The sequence below is a fragment of the uncultured Pseudokineococcus sp. genome (assembly GCF_947495735.1).
Lineage (GTDB): Bacteria > Actinomycetota > Actinomycetes > Actinomycetales > Quadrisphaeraceae > Pseudokineococcus.
Window position 1 is genome coordinate 37,160 of record NZ_CANMAA010000015.1, and the last position, 16,031, is coordinate 53,190.

Genomic DNA, 16,031 nt, shown 5'->3' on the forward strand with positions numbered 1-16,031 from the left:
AGGGCGCGCGGATAGCCTCCGGCGATGGGCAGGGTCACGTTGCGGGACGTCGCGGAGCACGCGGGCGTGTCGATGATGACCGTCTCCAACGTGGTGAACGGCTACCAGCACGTCAGCCCCGCCATGCGCGAGCGCGTGCAGGCGGCCATCACCGAGCTCGGGTACCGGCCGGACGCGCGCGGGCGGAGCCTGGCCACCGGGCGGTCGGGCATGGTGGCCTTCGCCTTCCCCGACCTGCGCCGTCCCTACTTCGCGGAGCTGGCGCACGTCCTCGCGCGGGCGTGCTCCCGGCGCGGCCTGCGCCTGCTGCTGGAGGAGACCGACGGCACCGGCGAGGGCGAGCGCGCCGTCCTGCGCGACCGGGACGCCGGCCTCGTCGACGGAGCGGTGATCCACCCGGCCGCGCTGACCGCCGCCGAGCTCGACGAGGTGCGGCGCGACACGCCCGTCGTCTTCCTCGGGGAGGACCCCCAGCCCCCGCGCGCCGACCAGGTGGCCATCGACAACGTCGGGGCCGCCCGGGACGCGGTCGCGCACCTGGTGGCCTCGGGACGTCGTCGCCTCGCCTTCCTGGGGCACGAGACCGGCCCGGCGTCGCGGACGTCGCAGCTCCGCCTCGACGGCTACCGCGAGGGCCTCGTGCTCGCCGGGCTGGAGCCCGACCCGGCGCTGCTCGTCGCCCGGGCGGAGGGTGACGCGCGCGGCGCGGAGGCCGCGCTCCACGCCGCCCTGGACGCCGGGCTGCAGCTCGACGGGCTCCTGTGCCGCGACGACCTGGCGGCCGTGGGGGCCCTGCGGGCGCTGCGCCTGCGCGGGCTCGACGTGCCCGGCGACGTCGCCGTCGTCGGCTGGGACGCCATCGACCTCTCCGAGAGCCTCGCGCCGAGCCTGACCTCCGTGGCCCCGGACACCACCGCGCTGGCCGAGCGGGCGCTCGACCTGCTGCTCGAGCGGGTGGGCGGCCTGGACGCGCCGGGCCGCCACGTCACCGTCGGCCACCGCCTGCGGATCGGCGAGAGCGCGCCGCGGACCGCCTGAGGTCCGCGGCGCCTACGGGCGGGTCAGCCGTCGGCCTCCTCGATCGTCGCGAGCAGCTCGACGACGGCGGCGCGCACGGCCGGCCCGAGGTCGACGGCGTCCAGCTCGGCCACCTGCTCGGCCACCGACCGGTCGCTGCTCACCACCTCCCAGGCGGCGAGCTTGGCGGGGTTGCCGGCCTGCGCCGCGGTGAGCACCTCGCGCACCTGCTCGCGCCGGTCGGCGCCGAGCCGCGGCGGCCCACCGGTCAGCACCACCACCGCCCCGCTGGTCGCCGCCGCCCGGAACGTCACCGAGAAGCGGCCGCGCCCCGACGTCACCGGCACCTCCCGGCCGTCGACGGTCACGGGCGCCGTCGGGCGCCGCCCGAGGAACGTCGCCGTCCACGTCCGCTCCGCCGGCACCGCGCCGGCGTCGCCGTCCACCGCCCCGATGCGCAGCTCGGCGCGCTCGCGGTCCCACACCAGCGCCGTCGTCGCCGTCCCGGCCGGGGCGTCCGACGCCGTGCCCGCCGGCGCCGTGGCGGCCGGGCCGTCGGCGGCGTCCTCGACCAGGGCGAAGGACCCGGAGGCCGCCGGCGCGACGACCACCTCCAGCGCCTCGGGGTTGCGCGTGGCGTCGAGCGCGTCGACCAGCGCCGGCCCGTCGGGCGCGGCGACCTCGTCGACGGCGCCGCCGGCGGCCGGGGTGCCCGCCAGGGGCAGCACTCCCCCGGCGCGCAGCAGCACGGGCACCGAGCCCAGCGGCCGGTGCAGCTCGAGCGTGCGGTCGCCCGCGTAGACCGAGCCGGTCACCAGGTCGGTCCACGTCCCCGGCGGCAGCCAGGCCCGCACGCTGCCGTGCCGCGACGACGGGTCGCGCGGCGTCGTGATCGGCGCCACCAGCAGCTCGCTGCCGAAGAGGCACTCGTTGGGCACCGAGTACGCCTCGTCGCGCCGCGGGTGCTCGTGGTGCACCGGGCGCACCAGCGGCGTCCCGGCGGCCGCCCGGTGGTTCATGGTGTGCAGGTAGGGCACCAGCCGGTGCCGGAGCCTCAGCGCGGCGCCCATCGCCTCGCGGTGCTCGGCCGGGAACTCCCAGGGCTCCTTGCGGATGAAGGGGTTGTTCGCCGAGTGCAGGCGCAGCACCGGCGAGAAGACGCCCAGCTGCAGCCAGCGGGTGGCCAGCTCGTCGTCCCGGACGCCGCGCGTGTGGCCGCCGACGTCGTGGCTCCACCAGCAGTAGCCGATGTTCGCGGCGGTCGCGGTGAACTCGGGCTGGAAGTCGAGGGAGGCCCAGGTCACCACGGTGTCGCCGGAGAAGCCGACGGCGTACCGGTGGCTGCCGGGCCCGGCGTAGCGGGAGAACGTCATGCCGTGCTCGAGCTGGCCGCCGCCGCGGGAGGCGTCGAGGTGGTGGAAGTGGTTCAGCAGCCACAGCGGGTCGACGCCGGGCAGGTCGGTGGCGCCGCCCTGCTGCCAGTCGATCCACCAGAAGTCGACGCCCTGCGCCTCCAGCGGGTGGTGCAGCTCGCGGAAGTAGGCCTCCAGGAAGGTGCGGTCGGTCGGGTCGAAGCCGATCGGCTCCTCCGTCTCGGGGTCCACGCCCATCGCCCGCGCGACCGCAGGGTAGGCGTCCTCGAACGCCCGCACGCCGTCCGCGGGGTGCAGGTTCAGCGTCGCCCGCAGGCCCCGCCGGTGCAGGGAGGCCAGGAAGGACGCCGGGTCGCCGAAGAGCTCCGGCTCCCAGGAGTAGCCCGTCCACCCCGAGCCGAAGCGCTCGGGCACCGAGCCGACCCGGTGCCAGTCCATGTCGACGACGGCCACCGAGAACGGCAGCCCCTCGTCGCGGAACCGGTCGACGAGCTCGAGGTAGGAGCTGTCGCTGTAGGGGTGGTAGCGGCTCCACCAGTTGCCCAGGGCCCAGCGCGGCAGCAGGGAGGGCGGCCCGGACACGGCGTAGAGCGCTCGGACGGCCTCGGCGCCGTCGCGGCCGTAGGCGAAGACGTACAGGTCCCGGCGCCCCGGCTCCCGGGTGGCCACCCAGCCGTCGTCGTCGAAGAGGAAGGACGGCGAGTCGTCGACGACGGCGACGCCGGTGCGCGAGACGACGCCGCTCTCCAGCTCGGTGCGCCCGTCGACGTCGTCGAGCGTGCGCGCGGTGCCGCCGAGGTCGCGCGGGGCGTCGCCGTAGCGCCAGCGCCCCGGGGCGTCGCGCCCGCGCAGCTCCACGGAGAGGCCGTGGGAGGAGAACGGCTGGCCGTCGTAGCGCAGCCGCATCCGGGCGGTGGTGACGACGACGCCCTCACCCCGCCGCTCGACGACGTGCTCGGGCACGGGCTGCTCGCGGCGCACCGCGAAGGTGGACGCGCGGTCCTCGAAGCCGCCGTCGTCGGACCACTCCAGGCGCAGGAGGCCGTCGTCCAGCAGGGTCGCGCGCCAGTGCTCGCCGGTGACCACGGCGCGGGCGTCGGCGCGCGGCGCGGAGCCGGGCAGCGGGCGGACCAGGGGCAGCTCGCTCATGTCAGCTCTTCACCGCTCCCTGCGTGATGCCGCTGATCACCCATCGCTGGGCGACGAGGTAGACGACCACCGTCGGGAGCATCGCCATGGCGTAGGAGGCGAAGGCGACGTTGTAGTCGGTGCCGAACTGGCTCTGGAAGATGTTCTGGACGACCGGGAGCGTCTGCTGCGCCGGGTCGGAGGTGATGAGGGACGGCAGCATGAAGTCGTTCCAGCTGGCGAGGAAGGCGAAGATGCCCACGGTCGCGTTCATGGGCGCCAGGATCGGCAGCACGATCTTCGTGAACACCTGCACGGTGCTCGCGCCGTCGATGCGCGCGCCCTCCTCCAGCTCGATCGGCACCGAGCGCAGGTAGGCCGTGTAGAGCAGCGTCGCGAAGGACAGCTGGAACATCGCGTGCAGGATGCCCACCCCGACCGGTCCGTCGAGCCCGAGCGCCGCGGTGAGCTGGATCTGCGGCAGCGCGGTGACCGGGAACGGGATGAACAGGGCCGCCAGCAGGTAGTACAGCGACCACCGGAACGCACGCTTCGACCAGTTGCGCGAGATGGCGTACGCCGCAGCCGAGCTCAGCAGCAGCGTGAGCGCGACGGTGATGGCCGCCACGAGCACGGAGACGGCGAGGGCGACGGGGAAGTCCGTCACCTGCCAGGCCTGCGCGAAGCTGGCCGGGTTGAACGGGGCGGGCAGCGCGAAGGCGTTGCCGTCCACGGACTGCTCGCTGGTCTTGAACGCCATGGACACGGTGACGTACAGGGGCGCCAGCACCGTCAGCGAGGCCAGCGCGAGCAGCAGCGTCAGCGACCAGCTGGGCCGGTGCAGGCGGGACGGCCGGGACGGACCCGGCGCGTCCACGGGGTCCGCGGCCGCGGTGGTCCTCGGTGCCTGGAGAGCTGTCACAGCCGGATCGCCCTTCCTCTGGTGAGCAGGAGCTGCACGACGGAGATCAGCACCGTGACGACGAAGAACACGGTCGCGTTGCCCATCTGGTAGGCGAAGTCGCCGCCGGTGAAGCCCGAGAAGATGGTCATGGCGACGCTGCGGGTCTCGGTGCCCGGGCCGCCGTTCGTGAGCCCGACGATGACGTCGTAGGCGCCGAGGTAGCCCTTGACGCCGAGCACGGTGTTGATGAGCACGAAGCCCGCGATGAGCGGCAGCGTGATGGAGCGGAACTGGCGCCAAGTCGACGCGCCGTCGATGGAGCTGGCCTCGTAGACGTCCGCGGGGACGGCGCTGAGGCCTGCCGTGTAGACGAGCATCGCGCCCGGGATCGTCTGCCACGCCGAGACCACCACGATCGACAGCCACGCGAGGTCGGGGTTGCCCAGGATGCTCTGCTCCAGCGGCGCGAAGCCGACCGCCGCCGCGGCCGCGGGCAGCGTGTTGGAGAACAGGTAGCTGAACACGTAGGCCACCACGATGCCGGAGAGCACGAGCGGCAGGACGAAGATCGTGCGCAGCCCGGTCGCGAAGCGGATCCGGCTGGTCAGGGCGATGGCCAGCGCCAGGGCGACCACCTGCGCGAGGACCACCGTGACGACGGCGAAGCCCAGGGTGAAGGCGTAGGAGCCGCGGACCTCGGGGTCGGCGAGCAGGGCCTGGTAGTTGCTGAGCCCCAGGAACGACCACGTGCCGAAGCCGGCGTAGTCGGTGAAGCTGTAGAAGATGCCGACCACCGCCGGCGCGACCACGAAGAGCGTGAAGGCCGCCAGGGCGGGGACGAGGAACACGTAGTAGGCGAGGTCGACGCGTCGGCTGCCGGCGCGTCGTCGCTGGTCGGACGCCGCGAGCGGCGTCCGCTGCGCGTCGGCGACGCCGGGGGCTGCGGCCAGGGGGAGCTGGGAGGTCATGGGACCGCCTCGGGTCGGGGTGGGGTCGGGTCGCCGTCGGGGGGCGAGGAGGACGGGCGGGCGGCGCTCAGACGAGGCCGCCGCGCACGGCGAGGCGGCGCCAGTCGGCGTCGAGCTGGCGCAGCATCGCGGTGAAGTCCCCGCTGCTCATGGCCGCCTGGACGTAGTTGCCGAGCGGGATCGACGCCGGCACGAAGGTGCCAGCGCCCTGGTAGAAGGCGGCGTCGTCGACGTACTGCTGGAGCCCCGCCAGGCGCGGGTCCTCCTGCGCGGGGCCGTCGGTGGTGGTCGGGTAGGCGAGGTTGTCGAGGTTGTAGGCGTTGATGACCTCGGGCTGCATGAGGAACTCGACCAGCTGCCGGGCGGCCTCGGGCTGCGGCGTCTCGGTGGGCACCCACAGCCCCAGGTCGATGTTCACCCGCACCTGCGTGTCGGCCGGGTCCTCGGTGAGCGGCAGGGGGAAGGTGCCCACCGGCAGGTCCGGGTCGACCAGGGCGATCTGCCCCAGCGCCCACGGGCCCTGCAGGTACATCGCCGCCTGCCCCGTGCCGAAGGCGAGGTTGCCGTCGGCGTAGTTGCGGACGGCGTGGTCGGGGTTGAAGAAGGACGACACCACGCGGGCGCGCTCCATCGGCTCGGCGAGGCCCTCCTCGAAGGACACCCCCGCGCCGAGGCCGACGTCCTCGCCGGCCTCCTTCATGCGGGCGAAGAACTCGCCGGTGTCGACGAGGCTGCCGACGGAGTAGTCGAAGAGTCCCTGCCAGAGCGTCCACGCGTCGCGGTCCGTCGCGTAGATCGGCGTCACCCCGTCGCGCTGCAGCGCGGTGCAGACGTCGGTGAACTCGGTCCAGGTGGTCGGCACCGGGAGCCCGCGCTCGTCGAAGATCTGCTGGTTGTAGATGACGCCCGCCGCCGTCAGGGAGTACGGCAGGACGCTGGTGCGCCCGGGGTAGGTGGCGTACTGGTCGGTGAGGTCGGAGATGTCCGTCCGGATGCGGCCCGCCGACGGCAGGTCGGACAGGTCGCTGAGCACCCCGCGCCGCAGGTAGCGGGCCAGCTCCAGGTTGTTGTTGAAGCAGCCGACGTCGCCCGGGTCGCCGCGGACGAACTGGGGAGCGATCGACACCGTCGAGTCGAGCACCGCGGTGGTGCCGGGCGTCTGCGCCTCGAAGCGGCGCAGGAGGTCGTCGAAGTAGTCGATGACCTCGGTCTTCTGCATGTAGAAGCGCAGCTCGGCGCCGCCCGCACCGCTGCCGGCGGTGCCGCAGCCGCTGGCCCCGAGGCCCACCGCCGCCGCCGCACCGGCCAGGAAAGCTCTGCGCGACGGCGTCATCGCCGTCGTCGTCGATCGCCCCACGTCGCCTCCTTCGGCTCGCTGGCCGAGACTTTATAGCGCTCCAAGACGATGTCAACGGTGTCGCGACGCGGCCCGCGGCGAGCGACCCCCCGTCCGGAGACGGCGTTCCCCGCGACGTCGAGGGCACTGGCCGCCCTCTCACGCGGCGGCACGGCGGTGGCAGCACGGGCGGTCCGCAGGGCTCAGCGGAAGCGGCGGCTCGATCTCCGCGTACCCCGGACACAGCCCTTCCCCGGTCGGCACCCTGGCGCGGTGGACCGACCGCGCCGCGCCGCGCTCCTCGCCGCCCTGGCCGTGCTGGGCGTCGGTGGCGCCTCGTCCGCGCTCCCCGCCGTGACCGGCGCGGGCACGGCCGACCAGGCCGCCGTGCCCGCGCAGCTGCCCGGGTACAGCTACCGGACGGGCCAGCTGGGTGCCGCGCCCCCGGACCGCGTCCTGGCCGTCTACCAGCAGGGCTTCGGCGTCGAGCTCCTGGACTTCCCGCAGGCCCTCGTCGTCGGCGCCGACGGCGCCAGCGCCCGGCGCCTGCGCACCGCGATGTCGCGCGGCGCTCCGGACTCCCAGGGCGACGCGGCGCCGATGTCGGTCTCCCCCGACGGCGCCGCCGTGGCGGTCGGCGACTGGGACGCCGGCGCCCCGTCGGGGGAGCTGGTGGTCGCCGCACCCGAGGACGCCGACATGGCGCTGGTGGACGCCGCCACGGGTGACGTGCGCACGGTCGACCTGCCCGACGCCACCGCCGTGCTGCCGCTGGCGTGGTCGCCGGACTCCCAGCGCCTGGCCTACGTCTCCCCCACCGGAGAGGTGGGCCCCTACGGCCGGTCCGGGCGCCCGGGGCACCTGCTCGTGCTCGACGTCGGCACCGGAGCGGCCGTGCCGGTCGCCGGGGTCGACGACGCCGTCTCGGCCGCCTTCTCCCCCGACGGCCTGCTGGCCGTCCAGCGCGCCGGCGGTGCGATCGAGGTCCGCGGGCCCGACGGCGGGCTGCTGCGCACCGTGACGCCGCCGCGCCCCGAGGGCGTGCTCACCTCGGGTGCGGGCTGGTCCCCGGACGGTCGGCTGCTGGCCCTGCAGGGCGAGGCGGCCGTCTCCTTCCTCGCGGCCTCCGGCGACCCGGCGGCCGCGGTGCCCGCGCCGGTGGCCGCCGACGGCCTGCTCGCCTGGCGCTCCGCCGACGAGGTGCTCCTGGAGGATGTGGGAGCCAGCAGCACCGCGACGTCGGTCGACTTCACCGTCTCGCACGCCGACCTCAGCACCGGTGCGGTGCAGCCGTTCACACGGGTCCCCACGGGGAGCGGGAACTACGCGGTCCACGACTTCCAGATGGCGACCGGGCTGGCGCAGCACGCCGAGCAGGTCTCGGGGTCACCACGGGCGGACCGGGGATGGCCGTCCCCGCTGGTGCGCGCGGGAGCCTGGCTGCTGGCCGCCGGCGCCGCCGCGCTGGTGGCGGGACGCCTCTCCCGGCGGCGGGCCCGGAGCCGCGCCATCGGCCTCGCAGCCGCCGAGCCGCTCCCCGCCGGCGGGTCGCCCGCCCGCGAGCAGGAGGCCGCCGCCGGCTCGCGGTGATCGGGCGCTCCAGCTCCGGGCCCTGGGCGGCGGGCGCTCGGCGTGCGGCGTGCGGCGTGCGGCGTGCGGCGTGCGGCGTGCGGCGTGCGGCGTGCGGCGTGCGGCGTGCGGCGTGGCAGGACCCTCACCCGTGCGCGTGCCGGGCACCTCGTGGACGCCGCCCATGGACCTGGGGTGCGGGTGGGCCCCATCATCGGCGCGGACGGCGGACCGCTGCGGAGGGGGAGCACATGGCTGGGCAGAGCGGAACTGACGGCTTCAGCGACGACGAGCGCGCGGCGGTGAAGCAGCGCGCCGAGGAGCTGCGGTCCACGAAGGGGCTGAAGGGCGCGGCGAGGCTCGCCAAGGAGCTCGAGGCGTGCCTGGAGGCCGTCGACGCGCTCGAGGGCGTCGACCGGCGCGTCGCGACGGAGCTGCACCGCGTCGTCACCGAGGAGGCGCCCCACCTGGCGCCGAAGACCTGGTACGGCTTCCCGTCGTACGCCCGCGACGGCGAGGTCGTCGTCTTCTACCAACCCGCGGCGAAGTTCGGCACCCGCTACGGCAGCGTCGGCTTCAACGAGTCCGCGGCGCTCGACGACGGCCCGATGTGGCCGACGTCCTTCGCCGTCGTCGACGTTGACGACGCCGTCCGGGAGCGGCTGCGGGAGCTGGTCCGCCGCGCCGCCCCGGCCCCGGGCTGACCGAGCGCGGACAGCTCGCCCGCGACTGGGACGTGCCGCGCGGTCGGCGCGGTGGTTGGCTGCGCAGATGCGCATCCTCTTCACCGGCGGCAGCGGCAAGGCCGGTCACCACGTGGCCCCGTACCTGGCCTCCCAGGGCCACCAGGTCACCAACGCCGACCTGACCCCGCTGGGCCACCCCGACGTCACCGACCTGCGGGTCGACCTGACCGACGCGGGCCAGGTCTACTCCGCGATGGCCGGCATGCCCACGATGGCCGACCTCGACGACCCCGACCTCGACCTGACCCGCGGGTCCGCGTACGACGCGGTCGTCCACTTCGCCGCGGTCCCCGCCATCCTGCTCGCCCCCGACGCCACGACCTTCGAGACCAACATCTCGGCGCACTACCACGTGCTCGAGGCCGCGACCCGGCTCGGCATCCGCAAGGTGGTCTTCGCCTCCTCGGAGACGACCTACGGCGTCTGCTTCGCCCAGGGCGAGCGCAAGCCGCTCTACGTGCCCGTCGACGAGGAGCACCCGGTGGTGCCGGAGGACTCCTACGCGATGTCGAAGGTGGCGGGCGAGGTGGTCTCGCGCTCCTTCGCCGCCCGCACCGGCGCGGACGTCTACGGCCTGCGCATCAACAACGTCATCGAGCCCCACGAGTACGCCGAGAAGTTCCCGGCCTTCCTCGAGGACCCGGCGCTGCGGCGGCGCAACATCTTCGCCTACATCGACACCCGCGACCTGGGCCAGATGGTGCTGCGCTGCCTGGAGACCGACGGGCTCGGCTTCGAGATGTTCAACGTCGCCAACGCCGACATGTCGGTCGCCGCGACCACCTCCGAGGTCATCGAGCGCTTCTACGAGGGCGTCGAGGTCCGCCGCGAGATGGGCCGCGACGAGACCTTCTACTCGATCGACAAGGCGCGCCGGCTGCTCGGCTACGAGCCGCAGCACTCATGGCGCGACGAGCTGGACGACCCCCGCAGCGGGGCATGAGCGTCGTCGGTCCTCGGTGACGGAGGGGTCGTCGCCCGGCCAGGACCCGGAGGGGCAGCCGGTCGAGGGCGCCGGCCGGCCGGCAGCCCTGCCGTGGGCGCCCGAGCAGCTCGAGCGCCTCGACGTCGCGCGCGAGCTGCGGATCGCCGTGCCGCGCGGCGACGAGGAGCCGGCCCCGGGGACGCCGGTCTGGGTCGTCCGCGTGGGTGACGAGGTGTTCGTCCGGAGCTGGCACCGCCGGAGCACCGGCTGGTTCGGTCGTGCCGTCGCGCGGGGCCGCGCCCGCGTCCACGTGCCGGGCGTGGAGGCGGACGTCGTCGTCGTCGACCTCACCGCCTCGCCTGCGCCCGGCGGCGGAGCGTCGCCGCCGCTCGAGGAGCTGCTCGACGACGTCGACGCCGCCTACCGCGCCAAGTACGGGGCGGGCGGCGGCACAGCGGGCATGGTCACGGAGGAGGCCCGCGCGACGACCCTGCGCCTGGACCGCTTGCCGGTGCGTCGGGAGGCCACCCGACCGGACGCCTGACCGGCTCCGGCATCGCCGCCCGCGGCGACGCCCCCCGCCGGACGCGGCCGTGCCGCCGGGGACTGCGGTCGCCAGGGACGCCGGTGGACTCGGATCGGGACCGTCCGGTCGACTCAGCCCTGCTGCTCCGCGGTGCACCACCAGGTGGTCCGCCCTCCGACCCGCCCGGTGGCCATGTCGGCCCCGCAGCGCGGGCACCGACCAGCCTTGACGCGGTGGCTGATCACCTCACCGGTGTGCACACCGCCGTGGCGGACGGCGGCCTCCGTCGCGGTGCGCAGGGACCGGTGCAGAGCGGTCAGCTCGTCGGCGGACAGCTCACCGGCAGGTCGGTGCGGGTCCTGCCGCGCCTGCCACAGCGTCTCGTCGGCGAGCAGGTTGCCGACCCCGGCCAGCACCGACTGGTCGAGCAGGCGCGCCTTGAGCGGCGCCGTCCCGCGGCCGACCCGGGCGCGGAAGTCCGCGACGCCGATCTCGGCGGCGTCCGGACCGAGGGCCTCGAGGTCGGGGTCGAGGCGGACCCGGCCGAGCCGCCGCTTGTCGAACAGCCGTAGCGATCCGCCATCCTCGAAGACGAGGGTGAAGCGGTACCACTCGGCCTTGGCCACCGCAGCGTCGGTGCCGTCGACGCCCCGGACCGGGTCGCCGCCGTGGACGGTCCCGCCCTCGGCGGTGCGCACGATGATCCGCCCGCTCATGCCGAGGTGGAGGCCCAGCCGCGGGCCGGCGTCCTCGCCGTCCTCCTGGCTGGTGTCGCACCACATCGTCTTGCCGCGGCGGTGCGCGGCCGTCAGCCGCCGTCCGACGAGGGCCGCGCGGATCTCGCCCGGCGCGTGGGGGCGGCACACCCAGTCGTCGGCGTCGTCGACGTCGACGATCGTCCGGCCGAGGCCCGCCTCCTCGATCGTGGAGCGGGCCAGCTCGACCTCGGGCAGCTCGGGCACCGGCTCAGGCTAGGCGGGCGCCGGACGCGCACGGCGCCCGCCCGACGCGACGCGAGCGCCGGTCAGCCCGGCGCGACGACGGGCACGTCGTAGGGGCGATCCGCGACCCCGGTGCCGTAAGGGCGGAGCTCGGCGAGCAGGTCGTCGTCGCCGACCAGCGGCGCGGCGCGCGATCGCCAGCCGCGCAGTCGCTGCCTCGGCCCGCCCGCGCCGAAGAGCACGACGGCGCGGGCCCGCGCCGTCGGATCGTGGCGGACGGTGGCGACCAGACCGGGGTGGCCCGCAGCGCGCAGCGCCCGGGCCCACCGCTGCGGCAGCGCGTACCCGTCCCCCGCGGCGAGGTCCGCGGTGACGCCGAAGGGACGGGCGCCGGCGGCGGCGAGGTCCGCGAGCCCGAGAGCCGGCCCCGTGCGCTGGGCGGTCACCATCCGCCGGCGCTCGACGTCCGAGCGCTCGACCAGCCCGGTCCCCCGGAAGACCTCGAGCCACGCCCCGGCGCGGCGGTCGCTGAGGTAGCAGGAGCCCTCCGGCGCCGGCAGGTCGAAGCGCCCCGCGCCGACGGCGCCCGCCGCCGCGCCGGAGAAGAAGAACGGCTCGCGCGGTCGTCCGTCCTCGTCGCGGGCCCGCACGACGCGGTGGACGACGTCACCGGTGGCGAGCGCGTGGAGCGGGAAGCCCGTGAGCGAGGCCGGCGGCGGGGTCGCCGGCATCAGGCCGCCAGCGCCCGCGCCCAGTCGCGAGCCGCGGGGACGACGACGTCCGCGGCGCCCTCGCGCAGCAGCTGCACCGGCGGCGCACCGCCCAGGTCGGCCTGCGGGGAGACCAGCCAGGACGCGAGCGTCCACCGCGACACCAGGTGCTCCGGCACCTCGCGCAGCACGGCGTCCAGCCCCGTCAGCGGCGAGCCGCCGGCGAACTGGAAGGTCGGGTACACGACGCGGCCGGAGCCCGTCGTCAGCGCCAGCAGGCCGCGCCGCTTGCTCACCGCCTGCTTGGACACGGGCCGCCCCGACCGCGACAGCAGCTGCCGCACGCCGTCGACGTCGTAGAACCCGCCGAGGTGGTCGGTCCACCGCTGCGAGGCGTCGAGCACGTGGTCGACCGCGCCGCGGGCCGCCGCACCGGCGTCGACCCGTGACAGCGCGGCGCCGTCGGGGTCGCGCAGGACCAGCTCGCGCAGCAGCTCCTCGACGAAGGACCGCTGCGCCCCCGTGGCGCGCGCCAGCGCCTCGAGCGTCGCCCGCGGCAGCCCGCCCGGTGTCGTGGCCGCGTCCGTCATGAGCCCTCCCGGTCTCCCCCGCCGACCCCAGCGTGCGCTCATGGCGTCAACCTCGTCAACCGCGCGGTCGAGTGCGGATCGGACCGAGACCCGGCCTCGCCCTCGGCACCCACGCGGCTGGTGGGGTGACGGGTCGTCGAGCGCGGACTGCACCACGCGTCCGGTCACGGCACCCTCGCGCTCACGCGCGGCGTGGAAGGGTCCACCCATGCCACGGGGGGCGCAGCGCGAGGACGTCGGCCAGCGTCGTGAGGGCGCCGCGATGCGGGCCGCCGCGCTGGTCGGCGGCCCGACGGACCTGCTCGAGTTCGTCCTGCCCCTGTGGGCGGGGGCCGTCCTGGGCGCCAGCGCCCTCCAGGTCGGGGCGCTCGTCGCGCTCGAGATGGCGGTGTCCCTCCTCGTGCGCCCGGTCGCCGGGGTCCTGGCCGACAGCCGGGAGCGACGTCTCGTGGCCGCCGCCGGCGCGGGGCTGCTCGCCGTGTCGTGCGCCGGGTACGCGACGGCGACGCTCGTGGGCTCCCTCGGCGTCGCCTACGCCGCCGCGGTGGTCGGGGGCGTCGGCGGGGCGCTGCTGTGGGTCAGCCTGCGCGCCGTCGTCGGGGAGCGCCTCGCCGAGGACTCCTCCGTCTACGCGCGCCTGTTCTCCCGCGAGGAGACCGGATCGTGGGTCGCCTTCGTCGCCGGGCTCGCGCTCGTCTACCCGGCCCTGGGCTACCCCGGGCTGCTGTGGTCCTGCGCGGGCGCCTGCGCCGTCGGGACCATGGCGCTGCTGCGCGCCCCCGCGCGGCCGCCCCACCCCGACGCCCGGAGGTCCCCGGACCCCTCGGGCCTGCGCCGCCTGGGACGCCGGCTGCGGCCGATGCTGGCCGCCGTCGCGCTGCGCAGCGCCGCCGGAGCGGCGATCGGGTACCTGCTCCTGCTGCACCTGCAGCGCGACCTCGAGCTCGACCTGGGCGCCATCGCGCTCGTCTACCTGCCCGGGTCGGTCGTCGCGAGCGTGATGGCGCCGCGGCTGCACCGGTCCGTGCTGCGCCACGGCCGCCAGCGGGTGCTCCTGCTCGCGCTGGTCGCCAGCAGCGCCCTGGCCGTCGGGCTGTCCACCGCGCCCGGCGCCGCCGTCATCGCCGTCCTGTGGGGCCTCAGCGCCCTGGCCCTCGCGGCCGTCGCGCCGATCCAGCAGGCCGTCGTCGCCAAGGCCTCCGGAGAGGCGGGCGGCCGCGGGCTGGGGCTCTACGAGTCCGCCGCCCTCGCCGGTGGCGCGGTCGGCGCCCTGACCGCCGGCGCCCTGTTCCAGACCAGCTCCTGGCAGGTCGCCTGCCTCGTCGCCGCGGCGGTGATGCTCGCCAGCGCGGTGCTCGTGCCCCGGTCGGTGCGGGCCCTCGGCGTCGTCGACGTCCCGGTCAGCCCCGAGGTGGCGCCGATCGCCGGCCCGAGCGTCGTTCCCGGTGCGCCGCGCGCAGCGGACGGCGGGGACGCCTGAGCGATATCCGCCGCAGGTCCACCGCGTCTCCACGACGAGCCAGAGCCGCCGGAGTGGTCGTGTCGGCGATCGTGGCGCTCCTCGTCGAAGCCGCCCGCGGCGGCCACCGCTCCCGGCACACTCCCCGGACAGACCGATGGACGGAGGCGTGATGGTGACCACCGCGGTGCAGCCGCAGGAACAAGGACCCGCCCCGACGGCTCGGCCGTGGCGGCGTCGCCTCGTGGTCGCCGGTGTCGCCGCAGCCGCTCTCGTCGCCACCAGCGGCGCGGTGGTGCTGAGCCAGGACGAGGTGACGGCCACCGACGGCATGTCCATGGTCGTCGTCCGCGACGACCCGCCCGCCGACCTCGGCGACTTCGACGACGACGACCTCGACGACGGCTCGGTCACCGAGATCACCGGCACCTACGGGACGGAGTACCGCGTCGCCGCCCAGGACGGCCGGTACCTCGACCTGATCGTCTCGGTCCGCAGCGAGGGCCTGCTGCCCCTCCGGGTCATCGACGTCGTCCCAGCGCTGGCGTCGGAGGAGTCCCTCCACGTCCTCGAGGACGTGGAGGTCTCCGTGCCGGTCGACACGTCGCAGACCACCTGGCGGTCCGTGGGCCAGGGCGTGGTGCTCGAGCCCGGCTGGTCGATGCCGGTCCGGATGACCGGCCGCTTCGCCACCGCCTGCGGGAGCGCGACGCCACCCGTCGACGCGGGTGGGGCCATCGGCACCGACCGGCTCCTGGAGCTGGACTACACGGTGCTCGGCCTCAGACGCCAGGCCAGCCCGACGACGTCGTGGACAGTCATGTTCGAGGGCCCGCTGGGCTGCCCGGCACCGACGTCCTGACAGCACCTCGGCTCGGCGGGACTCCGAGCCCGTCCGACGCCACCGCGAGCCCCCTGCGTCGCCGGCCCCCGTTCGATCTTCCCGATCCGGAGTCCAGAGGTGATCTGATGCTCGGGTGCGTCCGATCATGGGAGTCGCTGCTGCAGCACTCGCCGTCCTCGGCGTCGTCGGCTGCAGCGACACCCCGCCGCAGCCCGACGCCGCGGACATGACGGTCACCGTCTGCCTGCCCGGGGATCCCGACAGCCCGCAGGCCGGCGTCCGGTCGGTGGAGGTCCGCCGTGGCAGCCAGGTCCTCGGCAGCGGCACCGGCTCGGCCGGGACCATCTTCGACTTCTTCGTCCCCGCCGGGGACGTCGAGGTCTACCTCGACGAGGAGTTCCTCTTCTCGGGGTCCGCGGATCCAGGCTCGGCCGTCGCCCGCCCCTGCCCGTCGTCCGCACCGTCGCCGACGCCGACCTGACCCGCGCCCACACCGAGCCGTCCCTCCGGCGAGCCGACCACGACGAGCACGGCACCCAGAAACCAGCCCCGCCCGTGCAGGGCGTCCCCGGGCCGAGAGGAGCAGACCGTGTCCATCCTCATCAGCCTGCTCGGCGTCAGCCTCGGCTGCGCCTACACCGCAGTCGTCCACCGGCGCACCACGCGGGCGGACCCACGCCGCTGGTTGCTGCTGGTGCCGGTCTGGGTCGTCTACGTCCTCCTGCTCCTGACCGCCGTGGACATGAGCGACCCGCTCCCCCGAGGCGTGCAGGCCTTCACGATCGCCACGGTCTTGTCGACGGTGGTCGACCTGCTCGGAGGGCTAGGACAGCGGCGCTCGCCCACGCCGGACGGTGACCGCGTCGCCCGCCACGACTGATCCAGGCACATGCTCGGCCGGTCGCACCCGTGCGCCTGACCTGCCTCCTGCACCGGTGCTGGAGTGAGCGAGGGCGAGGTCGTCACCCTCGCAGCCCCGCGACGGTGGCGCCTCG

At 75.4% G+C, this 16,031-nt stretch carries 16 protein-coding genes; 9 read left to right on the forward strand and 7 right to left on the reverse strand.

Annotation, left to right across the window (positions count from 1 at the left end):
• Positions 1-24: 24 nt before the first annotated feature.
• Complete coding sequence (locus tag Q0848_RS16135; RefSeq protein ID WP_299039362.1) at positions 25-1,038, forward strand: LacI family DNA-binding transcriptional regulator; 1,014 nt, start codon at positions 25-27, stop codon at positions 1,036-1,038.
• Positions 1,039-1,061: 23 nt separating this feature from the next.
• Here Q0848_RS16135 and Q0848_RS16140 read toward each other — a convergent pair whose 3' ends face one another.
• The 4 genes from Q0848_RS16140 to Q0848_RS16155 all read right to left on the reverse strand — a co-directional run bounded on the left by Q0848_RS16140 (position 1,062) and on the right by Q0848_RS16155 (position 6,747).
• A complete protein-coding gene (locus Q0848_RS16140) occupies positions 1,062-3,539 on the reverse strand; it encodes a TIM-barrel domain-containing protein (RefSeq protein WP_299039363.1) in 2,478 nt (825 codons plus the stop codon).
• Position 3,540: 1 nt separating this feature from the next.
• Positions 3,541-4,362 carry a carbohydrate ABC transporter permease gene (locus Q0848_RS16145; RefSeq protein ID WP_366146649.1) on the reverse strand — a complete coding sequence of 274 codons (822 nt, stop codon included), beginning with the start codon at positions 4,360-4,362 and terminating at the stop codon, positions 3,541-3,543.
• A gap of 74 nt (positions 4,363-4,436) precedes the next feature.
• A complete protein-coding gene (locus tag Q0848_RS16150; RefSeq protein WP_299039366.1) occupies positions 4,437-5,390 on the reverse strand; it encodes a carbohydrate ABC transporter permease in 954 nt (317 codons plus the stop codon).
• Positions 5,391-5,457: 67 nt separating this feature from the next.
• On the reverse strand, positions 5,458-6,747 hold the full coding sequence (locus tag Q0848_RS16155) for an extracellular solute-binding protein (protein ID WP_299039368.1): 1,290 nt from the start codon (positions 6,745-6,747) through the stop codon (positions 5,458-5,460).
• A 252-nt stretch (positions 6,748-6,999) separates the two neighbouring features.
• On the opposite strand from Q0848_RS16155, the gene Q0848_RS16160 reads away from it, so the two are divergent.
• The 4 genes from Q0848_RS16160 (at position 7,000) to Q0848_RS16175 (ending at position 10,510) form a co-directional block, all read left to right on the forward strand.
• Positions 7,000-8,316 (forward strand): hypothetical protein, encoded by a 1,317-nt coding sequence (locus tag Q0848_RS16160; protein ID WP_299039370.1) that lies wholly within the window; start codon positions 7,000-7,002, stop codon positions 8,314-8,316.
• Positions 8,317-8,546: 230 nt separating this feature from the next.
• A complete protein-coding gene (locus Q0848_RS16165; RefSeq protein WP_299039371.1) occupies positions 8,547-8,999 on the forward strand; it encodes a hypothetical protein in 453 nt (150 codons plus the stop codon).
• Between the two features lie 67 nt (positions 9,000-9,066).
• Positions 9,067-9,984, forward strand: a complete 918-nt coding sequence (locus Q0848_RS16170; RefSeq protein ID WP_299039373.1) for an NAD(P)-dependent oxidoreductase — start codon at positions 9,067-9,069, stop codon at positions 9,982-9,984.
• A 16-nt stretch (positions 9,985-10,000) separates the two neighbouring features.
• On the forward strand, positions 10,001-10,510 hold the full coding sequence (locus Q0848_RS16175) for a DUF2255 family protein (protein ID WP_299039375.1): 510 nt from the start codon (positions 10,001-10,003) through the stop codon (positions 10,508-10,510).
• A 113-nt stretch (positions 10,511-10,623) separates the two neighbouring features.
• Here the strand turns inward: Q0848_RS16175 and Q0848_RS16180 are convergent, their stop codons facing one another.
• The 3 genes from Q0848_RS16180 to Q0848_RS16190 form a co-directional block, all read right to left on the reverse strand.
• Positions 10,624-11,454 (reverse strand): Fpg/Nei family DNA glycosylase, encoded by an 831-nt coding sequence (locus tag Q0848_RS16180; protein ID WP_299039378.1) that lies wholly within the window; start codon positions 11,452-11,454, stop codon positions 10,624-10,626.
• Positions 11,455-11,516: 62 nt separating this feature from the next.
• Complete coding sequence (locus tag Q0848_RS16185) at positions 11,517-12,164, reverse strand: RES domain-containing protein (protein ID WP_299039380.1); 648 nt, start codon at positions 12,162-12,164, stop codon at positions 11,517-11,519.
• A complete protein-coding gene (locus Q0848_RS16190; protein WP_299039382.1) occupies positions 12,164-12,733 on the reverse strand; it encodes a hypothetical protein in 570 nt (189 codons plus the stop codon). The genes Q0848_RS16185 and Q0848_RS16190 overlap by 1 nt, the downstream gene beginning before the upstream one ends.
• A 208-nt stretch (positions 12,734-12,941) precedes the next feature.
• Between Q0848_RS16190 and Q0848_RS16195 the strand changes: the two genes are divergently transcribed.
• From Q0848_RS16195 to Q0848_RS16210, 4 genes are all read left to right on the forward strand, one after another.
• Positions 12,942-14,213 carry an MFS transporter gene (locus Q0848_RS16195; RefSeq protein ID WP_299039384.1) on the forward strand — a complete coding sequence of 424 codons (1,272 nt, stop codon included), beginning with the start codon at positions 12,942-12,944 and terminating at the stop codon, positions 14,211-14,213.
• Between the two features lie 136 nt (positions 14,214-14,349).
• Positions 14,350-15,054, forward strand: a complete 705-nt coding sequence (locus Q0848_RS16200) for a hypothetical protein (RefSeq protein ID WP_299039386.1) — start codon at positions 14,350-14,352, stop codon at positions 15,052-15,054.
• 127 nt (positions 15,055-15,181) lie between these two features.
• Positions 15,182-15,517, forward strand: coding sequence for a hypothetical protein (locus Q0848_RS16205; protein ID WP_299039387.1), 336 nt, complete (start codon positions 15,182-15,184; stop codon positions 15,515-15,517).
• Between the two features lie 108 nt (positions 15,518-15,625).
• Positions 15,626-15,916 (forward strand): hypothetical protein, encoded by a 291-nt coding sequence (locus tag Q0848_RS16210; RefSeq protein WP_299039388.1) that lies wholly within the window; start codon positions 15,626-15,628, stop codon positions 15,914-15,916.
• Positions 15,917-16,031: the final 115 nt, after the last annotated feature.